This window comes from Aureitalea sp. L0-47 (assembly GCF_026126405.1).
Classification (GTDB): Bacteria; Bacteroidota; Bacteroidia; order Flavobacteriales; family Flavobacteriaceae; genus Pukyongia.
Genome location: NZ_JAFMTQ010000003.1, coordinates 154,511 through 179,076, shown reverse-complemented (window position 1 = coordinate 179,076; position 24,566 = coordinate 154,511). Strand labels below are relative to the sequence as shown.

Annotated in this window: 22 protein-coding genes; 18 read left to right on the top strand and 4 right to left on the bottom strand. The window is 42.2% G+C overall.

The window, feature by feature from the left end:
* Positions 1 to 131: 131 nt before the first annotated feature.
* From J1N09_RS05445 to pyrF, 16 genes are all read left to right on the top strand, one after another.
* On the top strand, positions 132 to 2,318 hold the full coding sequence (locus tag J1N09_RS05445; RefSeq protein WP_265198738.1) for a glutamine synthetase III: 2,187 nt from the start codon (positions 132 to 134) through the stop codon (positions 2,316 to 2,318).
* A 479-nt stretch (positions 2,319 to 2,797) separates the two neighbouring features.
* The gene (locus J1N09_RS05440; RefSeq protein WP_265198737.1) at positions 2,798 to 3,514 is read left to right on the top strand and encodes a hypothetical protein; all 717 of its coding nucleotides are present in this window, start codon (positions 2,798 to 2,800) and stop codon (positions 3,512 to 3,514) included.
* Positions 3,515 to 3,621: 107 nt separating this feature from the next.
* Entirely contained in the window at positions 3,622 to 4,149 is a 528-nt protein-coding gene (locus tag J1N09_RS05435) for a hypothetical protein (RefSeq protein ID WP_265198735.1), read from the top strand.
* 4 nt (positions 4,150 to 4,153) lie between these two features.
* On the top strand, positions 4,154 to 4,930 hold the full coding sequence (locus J1N09_RS05430; protein ID WP_265198733.1) for a curli production assembly/transport protein CsgE: 777 nt from the start codon (positions 4,154 to 4,156) through the stop codon (positions 4,928 to 4,930).
* A gap of 10 nt (positions 4,931 to 4,940) precedes the next feature.
* A complete protein-coding gene (locus J1N09_RS05425; protein ID WP_265198731.1) occupies positions 4,941 to 5,315 on the top strand; it encodes a curli assembly protein CsgF in 375 nt (124 codons plus the stop codon).
* A gap of 4 nt (positions 5,316 to 5,319) precedes the next feature.
* A complete protein-coding gene (locus J1N09_RS05420) occupies positions 5,320 to 6,720 on the top strand; it encodes a CsgG/HfaB family protein (RefSeq protein WP_265198729.1) in 1,401 nt (466 codons plus the stop codon).
* A 16-nt stretch (positions 6,721 to 6,736) separates the two neighbouring features.
* Entirely contained in the window at positions 6,737 to 8,230 is a 1,494-nt protein-coding gene (locus J1N09_RS05415; RefSeq protein ID WP_265198727.1) for a carboxypeptidase-like regulatory domain-containing protein, read from the top strand.
* A gap of 624 nt (positions 8,231 to 8,854) precedes the next feature.
* On the top strand, positions 8,855 to 9,685 hold the full coding sequence (locus J1N09_RS05410) for a hypothetical protein (RefSeq protein ID WP_265198726.1): 831 nt from the start codon (positions 8,855 to 8,857) through the stop codon (positions 9,683 to 9,685).
* 124 nt (positions 9,686 to 9,809) lie between these two features.
* Positions 9,810 to 10,340 (top strand): hypothetical protein, encoded by a 531-nt coding sequence (locus J1N09_RS05405; RefSeq protein WP_265198724.1) that lies wholly within the window; start codon positions 9,810 to 9,812, stop codon positions 10,338 to 10,340.
* Positions 10,340 to 11,116: a CsgE family curli-type amyloid fiber assembly protein gene (locus J1N09_RS05400; RefSeq protein ID WP_265198723.1), complete on the top strand. Its 777-nt coding sequence runs from the start codon at positions 10,340 to 10,342 to the stop codon at positions 11,114 to 11,116. The genes J1N09_RS05405 and J1N09_RS05400 overlap by 1 nt, the downstream gene beginning before the upstream one ends.
* Positions 11,117 to 11,126: 10 nt before the next feature.
* A complete protein-coding gene (locus J1N09_RS05395) occupies positions 11,127 to 11,504 on the top strand; it encodes a curli assembly protein CsgF (protein ID WP_265198722.1) in 378 nt (125 codons plus the stop codon).
* A gap of 3 nt (positions 11,505 to 11,507) precedes the next feature.
* Positions 11,508 to 12,923, top strand: a complete 1,416-nt coding sequence (locus J1N09_RS05390; protein ID WP_265198721.1) for a CsgG/HfaB family protein — start codon at positions 11,508 to 11,510, stop codon at positions 12,921 to 12,923.
* Positions 12,924 to 12,929: 6 nt separating this feature from the next.
* The gene (locus J1N09_RS05385; RefSeq protein WP_265198720.1) at positions 12,930 to 14,423 is read left to right on the top strand and encodes a carboxypeptidase-like regulatory domain-containing protein; all 1,494 of its coding nucleotides are present in this window, start codon (positions 12,930 to 12,932) and stop codon (positions 14,421 to 14,423) included.
* 79 nt (positions 14,424 to 14,502) lie between these two features.
* On the top strand, positions 14,503 to 15,684 hold the full coding sequence (locus tag J1N09_RS05380) for an AIR synthase related protein (RefSeq protein WP_265198718.1): 1,182 nt from the start codon (positions 14,503 to 14,505) through the stop codon (positions 15,682 to 15,684).
* Between the two features lie 64 nt (positions 15,685 to 15,748).
* Positions 15,749 to 16,825, top strand: coding sequence for a peptide chain release factor 1 (gene prfA, locus J1N09_RS05375; RefSeq protein WP_265198716.1), 1,077 nt, complete (start codon positions 15,749 to 15,751; stop codon positions 16,823 to 16,825).
* Positions 16,826 to 16,827: 2 nt separating this feature from the next.
* The gene (gene pyrF, locus J1N09_RS05370; protein ID WP_265198714.1) at positions 16,828 to 17,637 is read left to right on the top strand and encodes an orotidine-5'-phosphate decarboxylase; all 810 of its coding nucleotides are present in this window, start codon (positions 16,828 to 16,830) and stop codon (positions 17,635 to 17,637) included.
* A gap of 36 nt (positions 17,638 to 17,673) precedes the next feature.
* Here the strand turns inward: pyrF and J1N09_RS05365 are convergent, their stop codons facing one another.
* The 3 genes from J1N09_RS05365 to J1N09_RS05355 all read right to left on the bottom strand — a co-directional run bounded on the left by J1N09_RS05365 (position 17,674) and on the right by J1N09_RS05355 (position 19,677).
* Positions 17,674 to 17,853 (bottom strand): Lacal_2735 family protein, encoded by a 180-nt coding sequence (locus J1N09_RS05365; protein ID WP_265198712.1) that lies wholly within the window; start codon positions 17,851 to 17,853, stop codon positions 17,674 to 17,676.
* 116 nt (positions 17,854 to 17,969) lie between these two features.
* Positions 17,970 to 18,686 (bottom strand): DUF4197 domain-containing protein, encoded by a 717-nt coding sequence (locus tag J1N09_RS05360; RefSeq protein ID WP_265198710.1) that lies wholly within the window; start codon positions 18,684 to 18,686, stop codon positions 17,970 to 17,972.
* Between the two features lie 79 nt (positions 18,687 to 18,765).
* Complete coding sequence (locus J1N09_RS05355; protein WP_265198708.1) at positions 18,766 to 19,677, bottom strand: T9SS type A sorting domain-containing protein; 912 nt, start codon at positions 19,675 to 19,677, stop codon at positions 18,766 to 18,768.
* 165 nt (positions 19,678 to 19,842) lie between these two features.
* Here J1N09_RS05355 and J1N09_RS05350 point away from each other — a divergent pair, with 165 nt between their 5' ends.
* Positions 19,843 to 23,268, top strand: coding sequence for a methylmalonyl-CoA mutase family protein (locus tag J1N09_RS05350; RefSeq protein WP_265198707.1), 3,426 nt, complete (start codon positions 19,843 to 19,845; stop codon positions 23,266 to 23,268).
* 322 nt (positions 23,269 to 23,590) lie between these two features.
* Here the strand turns inward: J1N09_RS05350 and J1N09_RS05345 are convergent, their stop codons facing one another.
* Positions 23,591 to 23,986, bottom strand: a complete 396-nt coding sequence (locus tag J1N09_RS05345; RefSeq protein WP_265198706.1) for a hypothetical protein — start codon at positions 23,984 to 23,986, stop codon at positions 23,591 to 23,593.
* A 124-nt stretch (positions 23,987 to 24,110) separates the two neighbouring features.
* Here J1N09_RS05345 and J1N09_RS05340 point away from each other — a divergent pair, with 124 nt between their 5' ends.
* Entirely contained in the window at positions 24,111 to 24,566 is a 456-nt protein-coding gene (locus tag J1N09_RS05340; protein ID WP_265198705.1) for an Lrp/AsnC family transcriptional regulator, read from the top strand.

Sequence of the window (24,566 nt, the reverse complement as noted above, 5' to 3'; positions counted from 1 at the left end):
AGCGGTAAAAAACAGGGGGGTAAATTATTAACAATATTGATATTCTTGTTAATACCCCTAAAAAATAGGGGGTGTTGTTTAAAATTGCTCCTTTTTTAATTATCCATATCTTTGATCCAAAATTACTCCAGATGTCAAATTTGAGATTCAACGCCTTGTTACAGGCCATAGACAGACCCACTAAAAGTATTAAAGAAGAAGGGAGACGATCCGAGTTGTTCATGTCGAACGTTTTCGACCTTTCTACCATGCGTCAATATGTTGCCAGGGAGGCCTATGAAGCCGTTAACGATGCGATCGAAAAAGGAAGTAAGATAGACAGGTCCATTGCGGGACAGATCGCTGCCGGAATGAAAGAATGGGCCATTCAGCATGGAGCTACGCATTACACCCACTGGTTTCAACCACTCACCGGAGCCACCGCCGAAAAACACGACGCTTTCTTCGAGACTTTAAGCGATGGATCTGCAATTGAGAATTTCGAGGGGAGTCAGTTGGCCCAACAGGAGCCTGACGCTTCCAGTTTTCCACACGGAGGAATTCGAAACACCTTTGAAGCAAGAGGGTATACAGCATGGGATCCAACTTCTCCCGCATTTCTGTTTGAGACTACACTATGCATCCCAACCGTATTTGTTGCCTATACCGGGGAGGCGCTTGACAATAAGACACCCTTGCTAAGGGCATTGCAGGCGGTGGACCAGGCGGCGACTTCTGTGGCGAAATACTTCGACAAGAATGTGTCCAAGGTAAATGCCACACTAGGCTGGGAACAGGAGTATTTTTTGGTAGATAAGGCGTTGGCAGCTGCAAGGCCGGACCTGGTTCAATCTGGCAGGACCTTAATAGGTCATGCTTCGGCTAAAGGGCAGCAGTTGGACGATCATTATTTCGGTTCTATTCCAACTCGTGTCCTTAATTATATGCGAGACCTTGAACTTGAATGTATGAAACTGGGTATCCCGGTGAAAACCCGTCACAACGAGGTGGCGCCAAATCAGTTCGAGCTCGCCCCCATCTTTGAGGAAGCCAACCTGGCCGTGGATCACAATTCGCTGCTTATGGACCTTATGGATAAGGTAGCCGATAGGCACAACTTCAAGGTACTGTTCCATGAGAAACCGTTTGCCGGAATCAACGGTAGTGGAAAACACAACAACTGGTCACTTGCAACGAATACCGGTGTTAATTTGCTGAGTCCGGGTAGCACACCTATGAAGAATCTTCAGTTTCTCACATTTTTTGTCAATACTATTAAAGCCGTTCACGATTACGAAGAATTGATCCGAGCATCCATTGCGAGTGCCAGTAACGATCACCGTCTGGGAGCGAATGAGGCACCTCCTGCTATCATTTCAGTATTTATAGGATCACAACTAACTGCGGTCCTGGACGAGCTGGAGAAAGTAACCGATGGAAAATTATCTCCCCAGGAAAAGACCGAACTTAAACTGAACGTTGTAGGTAAGATCCCGGAAATACTTCTGGATAATACCGACAGGAACCGTACGTCACCTTTTGCCTTTACCGGGAATAAGTTCGAATTAAGGGCAGTGGGTTCCATGGCAAACTGTGCTTTGCCCATGACGGTTTTAAATTCTATTGTTGCCAAGCAATTGATTGAATTTAAAAAAAGTGTGGACGCTCTTGTTCAGGACAAGAAAATGAAAAAGGACGATGCTATATTTAATGTATTGAGGGAGTACATTAAAGAGTCGAAGAAAATCCGTTTTGAGGGAGATGGATATGGAGATGCCTGGGAGAAAGAAGCCAGCAAGCGCGGTTTGAGCAATAACAAGACAACACCCGAAGCCCTGAAAGCCAATATATCTAACAAGACTATTAATCTTTTCGAAGAACTCAATATCATGACACGGGTAGAGATCGAAGCCCGTTACGAGATACAGGTGGAAGAATATGCCATGCATATACAGATAGAGGGGAGGGTATTGGGTGACCTGGCCAGGAATCATGTGATACCCACGGCCATTCGCTATCAGAATATCCTGATAGAAAACGTACGCGGGTTAAAGGAGATCTACGGAAGTTCGTTCCAGACCTACGCGTTTGAACAAATTCGAATTATCGAGGAGATCAGCGAGCATATTGCCGAGATCAACAAAGGGATCAATGATATGGTGGAAGAGCGCAAAAAGGCCAATAAGTTGGAGGACACCGAAAAAAGGGCCAATGCCTATTGTAACAGAGTGAAGCCCTTCTTCGATTCAATTCGATATCATTGCGACAAACTTGAATTATTGGTGGACGATGCGATATGGCCATTGACCAAATACCGGGAACTGCTTTTTACCAGGTAGAAGAGTAGTTATTCATTATTAATTCTTCTGAAAATGCCGTTAACAAATCAACTTTTGATGGTTATTCAGTAGTCTTTCTTTTGAATATTTTGCGGCAATATTCCGAAACGTCAGTATCTATGGTTGTTTCGGACATTCCCATATTTTACGTGCTTTTGTAAGAAAATACGTGTATACGCTTATTGCTTTTTAGCGTATTCTTTGCGATATTCAAGTATCAAATTGATAATAGAATCTCACTCCTTCCTAACTATTATCAGAAGATTGAACATCCAGGTTAAATAAGTTGTAATGACTTTGAGCCGAAATGGATTTCAATAGCAGAGATAACGCCTGCTTTACTATTCAAATTCTTCACTTGTTTGACGTGGATAATGCGTCAGGAATTACACGACGCATCGAACGTGAATTTAATCGATATGCTGAAATGCGTATCACGACCTCTAAATATATATATCATGAAAAAGTTATTGTTAAGTTTGCTTGCGCTCTTAGTAGCGACTGTTGGGTTCGCCCAATTTAACGACAGTGACGTACTCCAAGTGGGTATGATGAACAATTCCGACGTAGATCAAATTGGTTGGATAAATGATTCCGACGTTCTACAATTCGGATTATTAAATGATTCCAAAGTGTTCCAAGAAGGAATTGACAACCAATCATTGGTAGTTCAGTTAGGTGCTGGTAACGATGCTGATGTTGAACAAATCGGATGGCTTAATGACTCATTCGTTTTCCAATTAGGTGTTACTAACAAAGCTGATGTTGGACAATATGGCTGGATCAACGACTCTGATGTTGTACAGCTAGGCTACGATAACGAAGCCTATGTTCGACAGTTCATTCACGCTAACGACTCTTACGCACTACAATTAGGTGGTGACAACTTAGTAGGCGTATGGCAAGAAGGATTTGGTAATACTTCTACTTCAATTCAATTAGGTCATGAAAACTGGGGTGCAGTAGGTCAGTTTGGCTGGGTTAACGACTCCGATGTATGGCAAATTGGATGGGGTAATGGACAATGGACAGAACAATTTGGTGTGATCAATGATTCAGACGTATTGCAAGTTGGATTGTACAACTTTAGCTACGTTCACCAAGAAGGCCTAGGTCACATGAGTACCGTTGTACAGCTTGGCGCTGGAAACACGTCTAGTGTTAATCAATATAATGCTGGAGGAGGAGGATTCTAACGTCCTTAGGTAGATTGTCACAGTAGTTTCTGTGAGGATGAGTAGTGTACAAGGGTCTCTCAAGATCACTTGTGCACTACTTTTTTCTTTTAAAGACCATATAAATTATGAAAGTTAATATCCATATTGGTATTGTACTTCTGTTAATGAGCTTTTTCGGATGCATGATGGGCCAGACCTATAAGAATTTAGAGATCAGGCCTCGAAATTCGGCGAATAGCCATGTGCTTCCTTTTAGTCCGTATACAGCCCAATTCCTGGATTATAAGAGGTCTTCTCAACATCTTAGCTCTAGGAATGTTTATATACGGCAAGTTGGTTTGGACAATATGGCCAGGGCCGATATCAGGAGTGTCTTCTCAAATGTTGGATTCGTTCAGCAGGGAAGTAAAAATGATGCATATCTGCAAAGAAGTGCCGTAAATATAAATGAGTTGATTTTTCAACAGGGCAACGGCAATGTTCTTTACGATATGGGAAACACTCTCAAAAGGACCCATCAGGGTCTGTACTACCAGAAAGGGAATAATCAAAGACTATTTAATATAGGTAGCAATTCACTTTCAGAACGGATTCGGGTCTACATGACAGGAAACAATCAAACAGTGATTATACGAAATATAAAAAGGAATTAAAGTAATGAGAAAAGCAGTATTTATATTATTTACTGCGCTCTGTCTACAGTTGATGCAAACCGACGCGATTTGTGCCCAGATCTATAATAGCGAGATCGAGGCAGAAATCGTTATGGAGCCCAATACCGAATTCATCTCCATCACAGCATTCGCCTTTAACAAAACAATGTTGAATCACAGTTTGCGTTACATCCTATCTGTAATAAGCAATGAAATTGAATCCAATAACCACTCCAAATCTGACCAAACCGGCAGGTTTGTCCTGAAACCTGGTGAAAAACGTGAATTGGCCAGTACCGTTCTAAATGTTTCCGAAGAAAAGAGAATCATCATCCTGTTACTCGTTTACGATCTGGAAGATAAATTGTTAGGGAAAGACAGAATCGTCTTAAACGACAGTGATGAAAACAAAGAAGGAGCAATATCACAAGAAGAAATAGAAGAAATCAAAGGTATATACCTGGAAAACGACGGGGTGATTCTTAGAGGGATTGTGCTTGAAGACACCAAGACCAAACCCGGTAGGGACTTCTATCAATATTACTATACCAGTTACCTGGCTAATAATATCAACGGCCCCAAAATAGTCACGGTCAAAGAGGTGCTAACCATAGGGAATAACACCGCTATAGAATTGATCGTTGACGATGACACTGTAATGGCGTTCCTGGTGCAACCCAGCAACGACTATTTGAAAGCCATGTCTTACGAAGCCATCCGGAGAACGATGGGGTATTTCGAAAGACTTAAGAAGGAAGAAGATATGATTAAACATTTTTAACAAAGGGCTTATGAAACATGTGATGTATTTACTGATGCTTGGTATGAGCGTTTACGGATATGCCCAACAACTCACGTATACCCCGAAGAATCCCGCTTTTGGCGGAGATCCTTTCAACTATACGTGGATGCTTAATTCGGCCAACGCCCAGAACCCGTTTTCAGATGATCAACTGGGACTACAGGGATTCGATGAATTGACCGGATTGGACAATTTGCTGAACAATCAGTTTCAGAATCAATTTGGAACAGGTGTTCCCGAGCTAGGAACCTCCCGAAGCGGCAACTTCGAATATGAAGTATTCGAATCCGTAGAAGGATTGGTGATCAATGTTCTGGACATCCTCACGGGTGAACAGACACAAATAATCATTCCAAACGGATAATATTATGAGACCACTTATAACCAAATTAGTTATTCTGGCTTGGTTTGTGGTTTTAAGCGGTTGTGGTGCATATTTTAACCAACCCATTATAAATGAAGATGCAAGAATCGCAGAAACAACAAAACAAACCGAAAAACTTTTCAATCTGCCTGAACCCGAAAAACTTATCGTTGTAGGGGTTTACAATTTCAAAGATCAAACAGGGCAATACAAGAACATCGAGAACGGAAGTACGTTTAGTACGGCTGTAACACAAGGTGCGACTACCATTCTTATCAAAGCACTAGAGGATTCCAAATGGTTCACTCCCATAGAAAGAGAGAACTTCGGAAATCTATTGAACGAACGGAATATCATTAGGACGACCCGGCAGGAATACCTGAATACAGAGGATGCACAGGCACAGAAGCTTAGTCCCTTGTTGTTCGCGGGTATCCTTTTAGAAGGCGGAATAATATCGTACGATACCAATGTCCTTACCGGTGGGGTAGGAGCGCGTTATTTCGGAGCTGGAGGATCATCTCAATACCGCCAGGACCGAATCACTATTTATCTTCGAGCGGTTTCAACTTCCACAGGTGAAATTATTAAGACAGTAAATGTATCCAAGACCATACTTTCCCAGGCGGTTGACGTCGGGATTTTCCGATATGTGAAATTTCAACGACTGCTGGAAGCAGAAACAGGCTTCACTAAAAACGAACCTACTCAGCTTGCAGTTCAGGAGGCCATTGAAAAAGCAGTGGAACAACTCATCCTGGAAGGTATCAAAGATCAGCTCTGGAAGACCAAGGATGGTCCCGAAAAAGATGCAGAGATTATTTCAGCATTTGAACTCGAGAAAGAATTGGAAGCTAATACGAGCCTTTACGATAGGAGATACCTCAAAAATGATCACCGTCATACACTTAATGTCTCTGCCGGCTTAGCGCTGGTTGATGGTGATTACACTTCCGGAATCCTGGATTATAATTTCGAATTGGGCTATAAGTTCAAGATCGTAGATCGATTTAGTATAGGATTGACCAATCAATTCTTCAGGCTGAATTCTACCAATGATACTAATCACTGGTGGTTGAACCATGCACTTTTCGCAGAATATACCGTTCTGCCTCATGACAGGTTAACACCGTTTGCTTATGCGGGAGGAGGGTATATGTATTTCACGGACGAATCGGACGGGATGTATTTACAGAACGGGGATACCTTCCTAACCCTGAAATTAGGAGCAGGACTCGAGTATGTGGTTTCAGATAAAATATCTTTTGTTCTGAAAGGTGACTGGAACCCAACATTTACCGATAAAATTGACAATGAGATACGTGGCCGAAGGGATGATTACTTCTTCACATTTGCAGGAGGTTTAAACTTTCATTTCGGTACGAGTAAGAAGAATACACGCTAATTAAGAGGAAAGAATCATGAAAAACATATTTAAATATTTAGTCCTTATAGCAGCGTCGCTCCTTATTGTATATTCTTGTAACGAAGACAAGATCGATGAAAATGAATTTGGATCACTGAAAGGCAAGGTTGTCGCTTCAGGTTCTAATGAGCCGCTGCCTAATACAAAGATCTCTACCAATCCGGTCTCCAGTACCGTATTTACAGATAGTTCAGGAAACTTTATTATTGAATCCCTATTGGTAGGTGAATACGCCGTTGAAGCTAAAAAAGATGGCTACCTGGCCGATTTCACTCCGGCTACCGTTGAAGGTAACAGGACTTCCACTGTGGTCTTCGAGTTACTGGTTTCTACCTTTAATAACAGGCCGCCATCAGCACCGGAACTGCTAACTCCGGAAGATAATGAGGTGCTGCAAGGTATAGAAGTGATCTTTAGCTGGGAATCTGTGGATCCGGAGGACGATCCTATTACCTATACTCTGGAACTACGTAATTTGGATAACAATGAAGTGACGCTCTTTGAAGAGATTACCGATTCTACATTGACTTATTCTCCATTAACGCTTGGTACCAAGTACGTATGGCAAGTTACAGCCACCGATGACATCAACGTGCCAGTGACCAGTGAGCTGAGCGCATTTGAAGTTGCACCGCCACCGGTGGATAACAGGATATTGTTCGTTAGAAAGATCAATGATAACAATGTGATATTTTCGGCAGATGAAGACGGTGAAGAATTTCAACTTACTTCTTCCGAAGTGAACAGTTACCGTCCGCGTAGAAATGTTCGGGCCAACAAGATCGCCTATCTGCAAAATGATGGATCGAACGTTGATATTTATATAATGGATAGGGACGGACTGAACAAACGAAAGATAACCGGACCGGTAAAACCCAATGGTTTCAATCTTGAAGAAATAGATATTGACTGGCCTGAAGACAGGGTAAGTATTTACTACCCCAGATTTGATAAGCTTTATCGAGTTCAATACAATGGTTTAGGTACAGTAGAATTGTATCAAACACCGGACGGATCTCTGATATCACAGGTAGTGGTAAGTGAAACCAGTGATCTGATCGTATTGAAGACCAATAATCTACAAGGCTACGATGCAAAGATCTATCTCATCAATGAAGCTGGGGCCGTAATCGATACTGTCTTAGAAGATGTGGATGGAGCTGTTGGAGGATTGGACCTTTCTATAGATGATCAAAAGGTACTTTATTCCTATGATGTGTCCGGATTTGAGAATGAGGACTACCGTCAACTGGATACCAGATTGTTCGTTTACGACAGGACCACTATGGAAACAACGGATGTTTCCGATAATAAACCTGAAGGAACGATAGATATAGATCCTTTATTCTCACCGAATGAAGCGTCTATTATCTTTACCAACACATCTAATGACGGTCTTTCGCGGAGAGATGTCCTGCTTTTGGATCCTGCTAACCAGGATTCGAGAGAAGTCATACACGAAGATGCCTTTATGCCGGACTGGCAATAAATAATCCTATTTAAAAAGAAGCCCGCTTAGGCGGGCTTTTTCTTTTATTTAGATTTTTGGCGAGACAATAGCTATGATGTGCGCTTCCTGGACATACAGAAAAGACAGATTAACGGTATACTTTTATCGATTTCCGAAAACGTTTTCGGAATTAAAAGTACTTAACATAAATTTAACATTTATGGAAATCCTTGAATACTAAGTGATTTGGCGGTTGAATTAGGATAGTCGTCCGATAACACTCTCAAAACTTGTAGGAAAAATAGTACAAATTACTGATTTTGAGAAATATACGTATATACTCGTATTTCATATGACTTATATAATGGAGATATTTGACTATCCTAATTAATCAAGCATTACTCCTCCAAAAGATTTTTTAGGTTTAAAACAGACCAAGTTAAAAAATGAGCCCCCGAATCTCACTTATAACTTATCTCCGAAGTTCTGGTTCCGATTATCTGGAAAGTTAGTAAAATAACTGCCAGATTGAAATTTATCCCCTGATATTTAACGTTAGTAATACGTTGTTTTAACTTCTATGTAGGAGTTGTCAACTAATATTGCAATTGAAATACTGAACTTTTTTATTAATCAATATATAACCTCTAAATTTTTTAAATTATGAAAAAAGTGATTTTAGGTGCTGCGGCACTATTATTCGCAACTGTTGGGTTCGCTCAATACAACGACAGTGACGTTGTACAATTAGGAGTTGGAAACTACTCTGATGTTAACCAGGTTGGTTACATGAATGATTCTGACGCCAACCAAATTGGTTTCTTCAACGATTCTGATGTAGACCAGTACGGAAAAAAGAATGATTCTTATGTTGCTCAGCTTGGTGCTGGTAACGAGTCTGATGTTCTTCAACGTGGAAAAAAGAACAAGTCTGTTACAACTCAAATTGGAATAGGCAACATTTCTAACGTAGACCAGAAAGGAAAGAAGAATGATTCTCGAGTAGACCAAATCGGTCGTCGTAACGATGCAAATGTTTACCAAAGAGGAAAACGTAACGAAGCAGACATCATCCAGAGAGGAAGAAAAAATGATGCGGACGCGGTGCAGGTTGGAAAAGACAACACTGTTTGGACTCTTCAGGAAGGAAGAAAGAATGATTCTTATGCCCTTCAAATTGGTGTAGATAACTATGCTTGGACACATCAGTTAGGAAGAAAGAATACTTCTACTACACTTCAGTTTGGAGTTCAGAACTGGACAGTAACAGATCAGCATGGTAAGAGTAACGATTCTGATGTTCTTCAACTGGGATACAGAAACGGAGCTTGGACCGAGCAGTACGGACGCTACAATGACTCTGATGTACTACAAGTTGGACTTTACAACTTTAGTTACACGCATCAGCACGGTCTTGGACACATGAGTACAGTTACTCAGTTTGGTGCAGGAAACACTTCTATCGTTAACCAACATAATGGTGGAGGACTATAATAAGCTTTAGGTAATTTACGGGGGTGTTTCGCACCCCTGTAAATTCCTCTTTTAAAAGTGATTTTGTATTAAATATTTCAGCCTTGGGAAACCGGGGCATCAACATAAACCTAACTAAGTTGATATGAAAATACGTAACAGCATACTCCTTTTTGCGTTACTTACCTTCACGATGGTATCACTGACCATGGGTCAGACTTATAAAAACGTGGAGATTACTCCAAGGACTGCGGTAGGAAGCAAGGTCCAGGAGATCAATCTTTACACATCTCAATTCTTACAAAACAGTACTCCTCAAGCAAATTCGGTATCTAATGATGTATTTGTTCGCCAAATTGGTAACAACAATGCCTTTCAAGCGGAATTGCGTTCTGCAGTCAGCAACGTTTCGGCTTTTCAGTTTGGGAACAATAATGAAGCCTATTTGGATCTAGAAGCCGTTGGTATAGACGAACAAATTTTGCAACGTGGATTTAATAACGTATTTTACGATATAGGGACCAGCGCACAACTGTTTCACAGTGGTCGAGTGGTTCAGAATGGATCGAATCAGGAACTATATGTAATAGGTAGTAATTCGATGTCGGATAGAATGAAAATAAATATGCGCGGCAATAACCAAACGGTTATCATACGAAACGTTAAGAGACAGTAATGTTTAAAAAAGATCACATACTACAGAGTATGTTGGTTTTTTTGATCTCAATTTTCACTACTTCAATTCAAGGTCAGGTGTACAACACCCAGATCGAAGCTGAGATCAAAATTACCGGTAATTCCGAATTCATGAATGTTTCGGCTTACGCCTACAATAAAACGCGGATCAGCCAAAGTTTGCGATATATCTTCACCGTATTCAGAACCGATCCTTCCGGAAACAAATCCAAGAACGAGCAAAGCAATCGCTTTGTTCTTCAAACAGGTGAGAAGAAAAAACTTTCCAATACTACTATTAGTAATCAGGACCAATCCAGGATGATCGTACTTCTGCTGGTGTACAACCTGGAAGATCAATTGTTGGGTAAAGACCGTGTCGTTTTGAATGATGATTCAGAAGAGAAAAAAATTGTCCTTAAACCAAAGCAAGACAACGACGTACGCGATGAATTTGCAGCTAGTGACGGTGTGGAATTAAGGGGAATTGTTCTGGAAGATACCAAAACCAAGCCGGGTAGCGATTTCTATAAAGAATATTATACCGGTTATACATATTATAATATAAATGGGTCCAAAATAGTTACAGTGAAGGAGGTTCTTGCCATCGCTAATAACACCAAAATAGAGGTGCTAGTTGGAGATGAGATCATCCTTGAATTTTTTGTAAGACCCCAGAATGATTATATTAAGGGCATGGCTGAGATGGCGGTACGACGCACGATAGCCTACTTTAATAATCTGGAAAAACAAAAGAACATAGTAAGACAGTATTAAAATATTGATTATGAGACTAACAGTATTAATTGTGTTTCTTTCGATCGGGTCTTATGGTATGGCACAGCAGCTTACCTATACTCCAAAGAATCCTGCATTCGGAGGTGATCCTTTCAACTATACATGGATGTTGAATTCAGCCAATGCACAGAATCCGTTTTCGGATAATGCGATCGGGGGACTGGAAGGCTTAAGCGACTTGAACGATCTCGATAATCTTCTCAACAACCAATTCAACAATCAGTTCGGGGGAGATAACCCTCCTTTAGGAACTTCAAGAAGCGGAAATTTCGAATATGAAGTTTTTGAATCCACTGAAGGATTGGTTATTAATGTCCTGGACATTACAACAGGAGAACAAACCCAAGTGATTATTCCAAACGGATAACTTATGAGATACATTACAGGTAAATTGAGTGTTATGCTCGCGTTCCTGCTTTTAACCGGTTGCGGAGCATACTATAACCAGCCCACTGGGAATCAGGAGGCCAGGATTGCTGAAAATACCTCTTCCACCGAACGATTGCTGGAACTGCCGCCACCGGATAAACCTATCGTGGTGGGAGTTTATAACTTCAAAGATCAAACGGGTCAGTATAAAAATATTGAGGCAGGGAGTACGTTTAGTACAGCTGTAACACAAGGGGCAACCACTATCCTTATCAAAGCCCTTGAAGATTCAAAATGGTTTAAACCTATTGAAAGGGAGAGTTTTGCCAACCTTCTTAATGAACGTAATATCATTCGAACCACTCGACAGGAATATCTTAGAGAGGACGAACAAAGAGCCCAGCGTCTTAGTCCGCTATTATTTGCGGGAATTTTACTGGAAGGTGGTATCGTTTCTTACGATACTAACATCATGACCGGTGGAGTAGGAGCTCGTTATTTTGGGACTGGCGGGTCTGCGCAGTATCGCCAGGATAGAATAACCATCTATCTGCGAGCGGTTTCAACATCGACTGGAGAGATATTGAAGACGGTGAACGTTTCAAAAACAATACTTTCACAGGCCGTAGATGTAGGAATATTCAGATTTGTGAATTTTCAACGACTTCTCGAAGCTGAAACAGGTTTTACTAAAAATGAACCCACGCAGCTGGCAGTGCAGGAAGCTATCGAAAAAGCAGTTGAGGTTCTTATCTATGAGGGTATCAAAGATCAACTTTGGGTTACTCTTGAAGGTCCGGAGAAAGACAAGGAAATCGTGGAGCAGTACCTTCTGGAGAAAGAACTCGAAGCTAGCACAGAATTGTACGAAAGAGAGTTCCAGGATCACGATTATCGTCACTCAGCACATGCTTCATACGGTGTAGCTTATGTGGATGGTGATTTCAACACAAATGAAGTGGATCATAACTTCGAACTTGGATACAAGTACAGGTTTATCCCTAACTTCAGTTTGGGACTTACTACGAATTTTTTCCGTTTAAACTCAAATACCACAACACGCCACTGGTGGGTTTCTGAAGCAGCAACGCTGGAATACAATCTTTTACCACATGATAAGCTATCACCCTTCCTGTATGCGGGACCGGGAGTAATGCTTTTTGTGGATGAAGCACCGGATGGCCTACTTGAGAGAATGGATACCTACTTCTTTATGAAGGCTGGGGCCGGACTTGAATACCAGGTGACCGACCGGATTTCATTTATTGCCAAGGGAGACTGGAACCCTTCTTTTTCCGACGAGATCGATAATGAGGTTCGCGGAAGGAGAGACGATTTCTTCTTTACTTTTTCGGCCGGTATTAACTATCACTTCGGTTCGAAAAAAACTAAACTAAAGACTAAAAAAGATAAGTAGCGAATTATGAAAAGGAGTTTACAATATATCGCGTTCGTTTCATTAGCATTTCTTCTGGTGTATTCCTGTAATGAGGATAAAATCGGGGAGAATGAATTTGGAACACTTACGGGTAAAGTAGTGGTTTCCGGATCCAATGCGCCTCTGGAGAATGTTCGGATTTCCACCAACCCTGTTTCGAGTACTGTATTTACAGATTCATCGGGAACATTTATTATTGAAAATATCGTGGTGGGTGAATATTCGGTGGAAGCGAGAAAAGAAGGTTATATCGCCGATTTTGAACCTGCAACTATCAATGGAAATGTTTCTTCTAATGTAGTTTTCGAATTAGATCCGTCTACGGCTAACAACAGGCCACCTTCGGCACCGGAGCTCATAACTCCTATGGACAATGAAGTCCTGCAAAGTATCGAAGCGATGTTTAGTTGGAATTCAACAGATCCTGAAGGTGATCCGATAATATATACCCTTGAATTAAGAAATGTGGACACCAATGAAACGATGTTATTTGAGAATTTAACGGATACCACTCTTACGTATTCTCCGTTGACATTGGGAACTTCATATGTGTGGCAAGTAACCGCGACCGACGAGATCAATGATCCGGTGATTAGCCCGGTTAGTGCGTTCGAAGTAATTGCGGCACCTGTTGACAACCGAGTTCTCTTCGTGCGCAAGATCAACGGTAATAATGTGATATTCTCCGCCGATGAGAACGGTGATGAATTTCAACTTACTTCTTCCGAAGTGAACAGTTACCGTCCGCGCAGAAATGTCCGGGCTAACAAGATTGCCTATCTACAAAATGACGGATCCAACGTGGATATCTTTATAATGGACAGGGATGGATCGAACAAACGAAAGATAACCGGGCCCGTAAAACCCAATGGTTTCAACCTTGAAGAACTTGATATCGACTGGCCTGAAGACAGGGTAAGTATTTACTACCCTAGATTCGATAAGCTTTATCGAGTTCAATTCAACGGTTTGGGAACAGTGGAATTGTATCAAACACCAGACGGGTCGCTTATATCTGAAGTAGTAGTAAGTGAAACCAGTGACCTCATTGTATTGAAGACTAATAATCTACAGGGATACGATGCGAAGATCTTCACCATTAATGAAGCCGGAACCGTGATCGACACGGTAATAGATGGAGTGGATGGTGCAGTAGGAGGTCTAGACCTATCCATAGACGACCAAAAGATTCTTTACTCCTATGATGTGTCTGGATTTGAGAATGAAGACTACCGACAATTAGATACGAGATTGTTCATTTACGACAGGTCCACTATGGAAACGACCGATGTTTCAGATAATAAACCTGCTGGAACTATAGATCTGGATCCAATTTTTGCACCAAATGAGGCCTTTGTGATCTTTACCAACACATCTAATGACGGTCTTTCTCAGAGAAATGTCTTGCGCCTGGATCTTAACACCCAGGATACGAGAGAGGTTAGGCATGAGGATGCTTTTATGCCGGATTGGCAATAGTGAATAACCCTAAAAATTAAAATAAAGCTCAGTTCGCTGAGCTTTTTTTTATTCCTTACTTTTGTAATCAAAGCCGAATATGAGTCAGGAAATTTCAAAACGATACGCACAACGCGGAGTCTCAGCTTCCAAGGAGGATGTGCACAATGCGATAAAGAATGTCGACAAGGGCCTGTTCCCAAAAGCATTTTGTAAAATAGTCACGGATCACCTTACCGGCGATGAAGATTATTGTCTGGTAATGCACGCCGATGGAGCGGGAACCAAGTCGTCACTGGCCTATATGTACTGGAAAGAGACCGGCGATATTTCTGTATGGAAGGGTATAGCACAAGACGCATTGATCATGAACATAGACGATCTGCTTTGTGTTGGGGCTACCGACAATATCCTGCTATCCTCCACTATTGGAAGGAATAAAAACCTCATTCCTGGTGAAGTGATCTCGGCTATTATCAATGGTACTGAGGAATTGATTTCGGACCTCGCCGGATTCGGAGTTCAGATCCACAGCACCGGGGGTGAAACAGCCGACGTCGGAGACCTGGTAAGAACAATAATTGTAGATTCTACGGTTACCGCCAGAATGAAAAGAGCAGATGTGATCGACAACGCCAATATTCAGTCAGGAGATGTGATCGTTGGATTGAGTTCCTTTGGAACAGCCTCCTACGAAACCGAATACAATGGAGGAATGGGAAGTAACGGGCTAACATCGGCCAGGCACGATGTGTTTCACAAATACCTTGCCACCAAATACCCCGAAAGTTTTGATCACCAGGTTCCAGAGGATTTGGTCTATTCTGGCACAAAAAAATTAACCGATTCAGTAAATGGCAGTCCGCTGGATGCTGGAAAGCTCGTATTATCACCAACCCGCACCTACGCCCCCATAATCAAAAAAATACTTTCCGAAGTAAACAAAGAAAAAATCCACGGCATGATTCATTGCAGTGGTGGCGCCCAGACAAAAATTCTTCATTTTGTGGAAGACCTTCATATCATTAAGGACAATATGTTCCCAATTCCTCCGCTTTTTGAACTTATTCAAAAGGAAAGCGGTACGAGTTGGAAAGAGATGTACCAGGTGTTCAATATGGGACACCGTATGGAATTATATGTTTCTGAAGAAGTTGCGACAGAAATTATTGGTATATCACGATCATTCGGTGTTGATGCTCAAATCGTGGGAAGGGTTGAAAACTCTTCCGAAGGAAAAAAGCTTAGCATCCATACTCCTCACGGGGATTTTCAGTATTAAGGCTAAAGTATAAGCGTTATTCGTTACGCTGTAAAATTGTAAATTTGCAGCAGTAGATAGATTTATGTTAGAAAAACTTCAGATAGTAAAACAAAGGTTCGACGAGGTGAGTGATCTCATCATCCAGCCGGATATCATTTCCGACCAGAAACGATATATTCAGTTGAATAAAGAGTATAAGGATCTGCGAGTCCTCATGGACAAAAGAGAGGCATACTTAACCGCTACCGAGCGTATCCAGGAGGCCGAAGAGATCATCAAGGATGGCGGTGACGAGGAGATGGTGGAAATGGCAAAAATGCAACTGGATGAGGCTAGTTCTGAGATTCCTAAACTGGAAGACGAGATTAAGTTCCTGTTGATTCCGAAGGATCCTGAAGATACTAAGAACGCTGTGATGGAGATCAGAGCTGGTACCGGAGGTGATGAAGCTAGTATTTTTGCCGGTGATCTACACCGAATGTATACCAAATATTGTGAGGGTAGAGGATGGAAAGTAAGTGTAGTGGATTTCAGTGAAGGGACCAGCGGTGGTTTTAAAGAGATCCAGTTTGAAGTGGAAGGAGATGACGTGTACGGAACACTGAAATTTGAAGCTGGTGTACACCGAGTTCAAAGAGTTCCTCAAACGGAGACCCAGGGAAGGGTGCATACGAGTGCAGCAACTGTGATGGTCTTTCCCGAAGCTGAAGAATTTGATGTGGAGATCGATCCAAAGGATGTGCGTATCGATTATTTCTGTTCTTCCGGACCAGGAGGGCAGTCGGTAAATACAACTTATTCTGCCGTACGTTTAACACATGAACCTACGGGATTGGTTGCCCAGTGCCAGGATCAGAAATCACAGCATAAGAACAAAGAAAAAGCATTTAAAGTGCTAAGATCCAGGTTATTTGATCTTGAACTTGCTAAGAAACAAGCAGAAGACGCTGAAAAACGTGGCTCTATGGTAACGAGTGGTGACCGAAGTGCAAAGATCCGTACCTATAACTATCCACAGGGACGGGTTACCGATCACCGTATAAATCTCACCTTATACGATCTCAGTAATATTATCGATGGGGATATTCAGAAGATCATTGATGAACTTCAGTTGGTGAGCAATACCGAGAAATTAAAAGAAGCAGGAGAAACCTTCTAAGCATGAAGATAGACACACTTGTTTCTGAAATTAAAAAAAAACAATCCTTTCTCTGTGTAGGTTTGGATGTGGATCTCAACAAGATTCCTCCTTTTCTCCTTGAGGACGAAGACCCTATGTTCGCGTTCAATAAGGCGATCATCGATGCTACACACGACCTGGCGGTTGCTTACAAACCTAATACTGCTTTCTATGAGGCCTATGGCTTGAAAGGTTGGCGCTCCCTTGAAAAGACGATCGATTACCTAAATGAGGAGTACCCAACGGTTTTTACTATCGCGGATGCAAAACGAGGAGATATTGGGAATACCTCAAACATGTATGCCCATGCTTTTCTGAAAGAATTGAATTTCGACAGCATCACTGTGGCACCGTATATGGGAGCGGATTCTGTAGAACCTTTTCTGAAGTACGAAGAGAAGCACACTATATTGCTTGCGCTTACCTCCAACAAAGGGGCTTTCGATTTTCAGACATTAGATGTGGGAGGTATTGAGTTGTACAAACGAGTGCTGGAAACATCGGTAGAATGGGAGAACTCTAATCGCCTAATGTACGTTGTTGGCGCGACCAAGGCCGAATACCTGGCCGAGATACGAAAGATCATTCCCGAAAGCTTCTTGCTGGTTCCTGGTGTTGGAGCGCAAGGTGGAAGTTTACAAGATGTTTGCAAGTACGGTATGAATGATCAGGTGGGATTACTGGTTAATTCTTCCAGGGGGATCATTTATGCCTCCAGTGAGTTCGATTTCGCTGAGAAGGCCAGGGAAGCTGCTGCCGGTCTGCAACAACAGATGAGTAAGCTTCTATAAGAATACTTTTAGGTTTAGTTTTAAAAGATACAGAGATTATAGCAAACTTTCTTTTGCCTGATATAGCATTATCTTCTCATATATTTCTTTTGCCTCGCGATTAATACGGTCACTTTCTTTTTTATCCTTTAGAGCGATTTCATAGGATAGCCGCATTAGATCTGAATATTGTTTTTTGAGCTTCTGAAGCTCGGAATTCTCTTCCAGCCAATTCATCGGTCTTTATTTTATTGCAAAGGTAGGACCCGGAGTTACTAAATTTTATGAACTCCTGGTTAAAACAATAATAAAATCGAAGTGATATTCCGCAGTTGCGTTAAATAACTTAACGTTTAGTTATCCTGAAGGGCAAACACTTGTTTTAAAAGTGTAGTGGTCCGTGAATTGATCTTGGTTCGGATATTTTTTTCTTCTACCGCAATCATTTTATAGACGCCTTTAAGGGCTTCATTAGTAACATAGTCGGTAAGATCCGGGTTTACTTTTTCAACAAAGGGAATGGTGTTGTATTTGTTGATTATGTTCGTCCAAATCTGGTCGGCACCTACTTTACTGAATGAATTCTGAATTACCGGGTTAAATTTGTTGTACAGGGCCTGGTTGGTTCTGTTTCTGAGGTATGATGTGGCTGCATTGTCCGATCCTAACAAAATATTCTTAGCGTCGTTGAATGTGATTCCCTTCACTGCGTCTACGAAGATTGGAGTTGCTTCCTTTACCGCGTCTTCCGCTGCACGATTAAGTATCCTAAGACCATCATCGGCTAGATTATCCAGTCCGATATCACGCAAAGTTTTATCTACTTTCTGTAATTCCTCGGGAAGAAGAATTTTTACCAACGGATTTTTATAAAAACCGTCCCTCTTGGTAAGTTTGGTCACCTGTTTGTCAATTCCGAAATCCAGGGCCTGGCGCAAGCCATTACCGATCATAACTGGATCTATTCCACCTTGTCCGCCAGGCATGGAGCCTACCACTGTTTGTAGTTCGGCGCATGAGGTAGAAATAAATAATAAAGTAAGGACGAAAGCAATTTTAGTAAGTCGCATTGTTTGGAGATTATTTCGGATAAAGATAAAAAAAAGCCCTTCAATATTGAAGGGCTTTCTCTAAACTATATTGTGATGTTTATTTTACAACTTTCACAGTTTTAGCTCCTCTTTCAGTAGTAACTTGTACCATGTAAGCTCCAGAAGAAAGAGCACTCATGTCGATGCTTGGAGAAACAGCGTCAGGCTGAGCCTGAAGAACAACTTTTCCAAGAACGTCATAAACAACAACAGAGTCTACAACAGTAGTAGTGCTGATGTTAAGGATGTCTTTCACTGGGTTAGGATAAACTGTTACAGCAGCTTCTTCGAAGTCAGTAGTACTAAGAGCACCTTGTACGAAGTAAGCATCGTCAACATACATTTCAGAAAGACCAGTAGATCCAGGGTAGAAGTTAATTCCACCTAGAGTTGAATCACCAGAACCTTGGAAAGCAATATCAGCAGTAGAATTTCCTCCCATAGACAATCTGTAAGTAAGGTTGTCGATATCTACGTAAAGAATACATGTAAACCACTCATCGTGTGGGAAACTCAACATAGACATGTCTCCGTTAGTATCAGAAACTGCTCCTGGGTTACTTCCACCTTCGTTGAAGTAGATGTCACCTGAATTCCAAACTCCACTAAGAGCTGTTCCAACTGCAGGAACTTCTCCTTGAATGTTAAAATATCCTTCTTTTCCTGTAGGGATGTAGAATTCCCATCTTAACGTGTAGTCTCCAGAAGTTAGATTACCTAGCAGTAGCATTGGGTCTCTACCTTCATCTGCTACGGCAACAATTGATTGGTCACCTGAATTACTTTGAGTGTCTACAACTACAAATCCATCGTTAGATGCACCACCGTCATTCGTCCAACTTGACCAAGTTCCTGGATTCTGAGTTCCCATTTCACCTAGGGTGTAGAACTCCATGCTGTCATCGATTATTTGAGCATTTACAAAAGTAAAAGCAAATAATGCTAAAGCTAAAAAGTAAATTTTTTTCATAATAAATAAGTTATTTGTTGTTTAATATTGAACTTGCAATATACAAAATATTTCTTTTGTTAAAAAAAAATTAAAATTATTTAACCCTTAGCAAATTCGCGCTCTGAGGCTATTTTTATTACGTTTTTCGTAAATTTGCCATTGAATTTCTAACTGAAATTAAAAATGCAGCAAACCGCTCCTTATCAGCCCAAGAATAAAGTTCGAATTGTAACAGCAGCTTCGCTGTTTGACGGCCACGATGCTGCCATAAATATTATGCGGCGAATTATTCAATCCACAGGGGTTGAAGTTATACACCTGGGACACGACAGAAGCGTGGAAGAGGTAGTGAATACCGCGATTCAGGAGGATGCGAATGCTATTGCGATGACCTCCTACCAGGGTGGTCATAATGAGTATTTCAAATATATGTACGACCTCCTCCAGCAAAAAGGGGCCGGGCATATCAAGATCTTCGGTGGTGGTGGAGGTGTTATCCTACCCGATGAAATAAAAGACCTCATGGATTATGGTATTGCGCGGATCTACTCTCCGGACGATGGCCGTGAAATGGGGCTGCAGGGTATGATAAACGACTTGGTGGAGAAATCCGATTTCCCTGTTGGAGACTCATTAAATGGTGCGATCGACCGCTTACATTCCCGAGATCCTGGTGCAATTGCGCGGGTAATCTCATCTGCTGAAAATTTCCCTGATATCGCCAAAGAAGCCCTGGACGAGATACACAACAAGAATAAAGACATTAACACGCCTGTTCTGGGTATTACTGGAACCGGAGGAGCCGGGAAGTCATCACTGGTAGACGAGCTGGTTCGGAGGTTTCTTTTAGACTTCCCTGAAAAAACCATTGGTTTAATTTCCGTAGACCCTTCCAAGCGTAAGACCGGTGGCGCACTCCTCGGAGACCGTATCAGGATGAATGCTATTAATTCTCCCAGGGTGTATATGCGCAGTCTTGCTACCCGACAAAGCAATCTCGCGCTCTCAAAATATGTTTCGGAAGCTATCGAAGTAATCAAGGCGGCCGAATTCGACCTTATCATCCTGGAAACTTCAGGAATTGGCCAAAGTGATACGGAGATCCTGGAACACAGTGATGTCTCATTATATGTAATGACTCCTGAATTTGGAGCTGCAACCCAGCTTGAAAAGATCGATATGCTCGATTTTGCAGACCTGGTGGCTATCAATAAGTTTGATAAAAGAGGATCGCTGGATGCCCTGCGCGATGTGAAGAAGCAGTACATGCGGAATCACAATCTGTGGGATACCCCGCAGGACGACCTTCCGGTTTATGGTACCATTGCATCCCAGTTCAATGATCCGGGGATGAACCAGCTGTACAAAGCGGTTATGGACCTGCTGAACGAGAAGACAGACAGTGCGCTGGAAAGCAACTACCAGATAAGTGACGAAATGTCGGAGAAGATTTTTGTGATCCCACCGGCTCGGACAAGGTACTTGTCGGAGATCGCCGAAAACAACCGAGCCTACGATACTACTGCTGAAGCACAGGTGAAGGTGGCTCAAAAGCTCTTCGGAATATATAAGACGATAGAATCGGTCCTCGATGCTAAGCCGGAAATGACCAAAACCGGACTCGAATTCAATTCCGAAGCTAGTTCAGAAGAAAACAAACAATTCCTGAAATTACTCTTAGGTGAATTCGATCGTGTAAAAATGAACCTTGATCCTTACAATTGGGAGGTGATCACCGGTTGGGATGAAAAGGTTGCCCGTTATAAGGCGCCAGTCTATAGTTTTAAGGTTCGTGACAAACAGATCGATATAGAAACCCACACCGAATCACTTTCACATTCCCAGATTCCTAAGGTTGCGCTGCCTAGATACGAGGCCTGGGGAGACATACTGCGTTGGTCCCTGCAGGAAAATGTTCCGGGAGAGTTTCCATATACTTCCGGACTGTATCCTTTCAAAAGAACAGGAGAAGACCCCACAAGAATGTTCGCCGGCGAAGGTGGTCCTGAACGCACCAACAGACGTTTTCACTACGTAAGTCTGGGGATGCAAGCCAAGCGATTGTCGACAGCTTTCGACAGTGTAACTCTCTACGGAAATGACCCGGATCACAGGCCGGATATCTACGGTAAGATCGGTAATGCGGGAGTTTCTATTTGCTGTCTGGACGATGCAAAGAAGTTGTATTCGGGTTTCGATCTTAGCGATCCCATGACATCAGTGAGTATGACCATTAACGGCCCTGCACCAATGTTGCTCGGTTTCTTCATGAATGCTGCCATCGACCAGAACTGTGAAAAGTACATCCGCGAGCAGGGAATGGAAGCAGAAGTGGAAAAGAAGATTCAGAAAATATATAAAGAGAAGAGCAGTGAACGACCCAGATACCAAGGCGAATTACCGGAAGGGAATGACGGTCTCGGACTCATCCTTCTCGGTGTAACGGGTGACCAGGTTTTACCCGCCGATGTGTATCAGCGTATCAAGGCTGAGACCCTTAACCAGGTGAGAGGTACTGTACAGGCGGATATACTCAAAGAAGACCAGGCGCAGAATACCTGTATTTTCTCCACTGAATTTGCCCTCCGACTCATGGGGGATGTACAGGATTATTTCATTAACAACAGTGTTAGGAACTTTTATTCTGTATCTATTTCCGGCTATCACATTGCAGAAGCAGGTGCCAACCCGATCACACAATTAGCGTTTACCCTCTCCAATGGGTTTACCTATGTTGAATACTATTTGTCCCGAGGAATGGACATCAATAAATTTGGTCCAAACCTCTCGTTCTTCTTCAGTAACGGGATCGATCCTGAATATTCGGTGATCGGCAGAGTTGCTAGGAGAATCTGGGCTAAAGCACTGAAAAACAAATACGGCGCGAATCCAAGGGCGCAGATGCTGAAGTATCATATTCAGACTTCAGGAAGGTCACTTCACGCCCAGGAGATCGATTTTAACGACATCCGAACTACGCTACAGGCGCTATACGCCATATACGACAATTGTAATTCGCTGCACACCAACGCCTATGATGAAGCGATCACTACCCCAACCGAGGAGAGTGTTCGAAGAGCCATGGCGATCCAGCTGATCATCAATAAAGAATTAGGGCTCGCCAAGAACGAGAACCCAATCCAGGGTTCTTTTATAATCGAAGAGCTTACCGATCTAGTTGAAGAGGCTGTGCTTGAGGAATTCGACCGAATTACCGAGCGAGGAGGAGTACTAGGTGCTATGGAAACCATGTACCAGCGAAGCAAGATCCAGGAAGAAAGCCTGTATTACGAAACCTTGAAGCACACAGGTGAGTTTCCTATCATTGGGGTGAATACCTTCTTGAGCAGTAAAGGTTCTCCAACCATTCTTCCTGCGGAAGTGATTCGGGCGACAGAAGACGAAAAACAACAGCAAATTGCTACGCTGAATAATCTTCACAAGACCTACCAGGAAAAAGCGTTGGAATCTCTGAAGCAAGTACAGCAGGCTGCAATTCAGAATGAGAACTTGTTTGAGAAGTTGATGGAAGCCACCAAGTATTGTTCCCTGGGTGAGATTACCAGTGCACTCTTTGATGTAGGTGGACAATATAGACGGAATATGTAAGCAGCGAACCACTTTTTCGGAACGAAAAAGTGTGTGAGTCACTTATCCTGAGCGTAGTCGAAGGATCTTTTATGAAGTTTATAGAAGAATCTCGATAGAACCACTTTTTGGGAATCCAATAGTGTGAGAGTCGCTTATCCTGAGCGGAGTCGAAGGGTAGAAGTTTGAAGTCGGAAGCCGGTCTTCCATCACAAACATTATTTGCTTCGGAAGATGTTGAAAGTCGGATGTGATACGTTTCGAATCAACGCATCAACAATGGGATGGTGCTATCCCGAGAACTACATTTTGTATTATCTAAATCTGAATAATTAACGGAAGACTAGAACGTAAGCATCCACCTGCGCTGCAGTTTCCTGAATTTTTTGATCTCCCCTCGTAGGATGGGAAGAAAATCCTTTCCGTTGGTGTTGGCGCGTTCAAGGCGCTCGCAGTTTTTGTGGATACGATTCACAAGTCGCGTTACCGAAGCTGCGTGTTTGTGTTTCTGCTCTGCATAGGGTTCGCTTTCTGCTTTGAGTATTTGCGGAGCAAGGGAAACCGACTGCTGCACGATATCTCCCCCGAAGTAAATATTCGGGTCTTCATTTCCATCTTCCCGGAGCACAGCTAAGTCGTCTGTCAGGTAGTTAGAAATATGTCGCGATAGGGTAAAAATCTCCTGCGCCTTTCGGTAGATAGGCGAATGCGGTAGTCTATTTGGAAAACTAGGATACATTTTGGAGCAAGCAATTTTTATTTTACTCAAATTTACTACGAACGAAAGGGATTTAGGTATTGAATTTAAATTAAATGTTTATTTTTACTTTAATATTTAAATAATTTTCAGTAAAAACTTATAAATGAAAGTTGATTTGCTAAACCAGAAGATTCTCAATTATTTACAGGAGAATGCACGGTTATCAAATGCCGAGATTGGAAGGCGAGTGGGAGTAAGTTCACCGGCAGTGGCTGAGAGAATTCGGAAGATGGAGGACTCCGGACTCATTTTAGGATACAAAACTTTGGTATCGCCTTATGAGGCGGGTTATCAGCTAAAAGCCATAATTATTCTTCGGGCCTTTATGGGGAAGCTAAAACCGTTCCTACAGAAAGTAAAAGAGTACGATGAGGTACTTAATTGTTACAGGATAACAGGCAACGAGAATATCGTGATGGAAGTCGTGTTAAAGAACCAAAACCACCTGGAAACATTTATCGATCAACTCATTGTTTACGGTGAAACAAAAACGCAAATCGTGCTGTCACAAGTGATTGAGAACAATCCTGTGACACCTTTGCGCAGTGTACAATCCTGA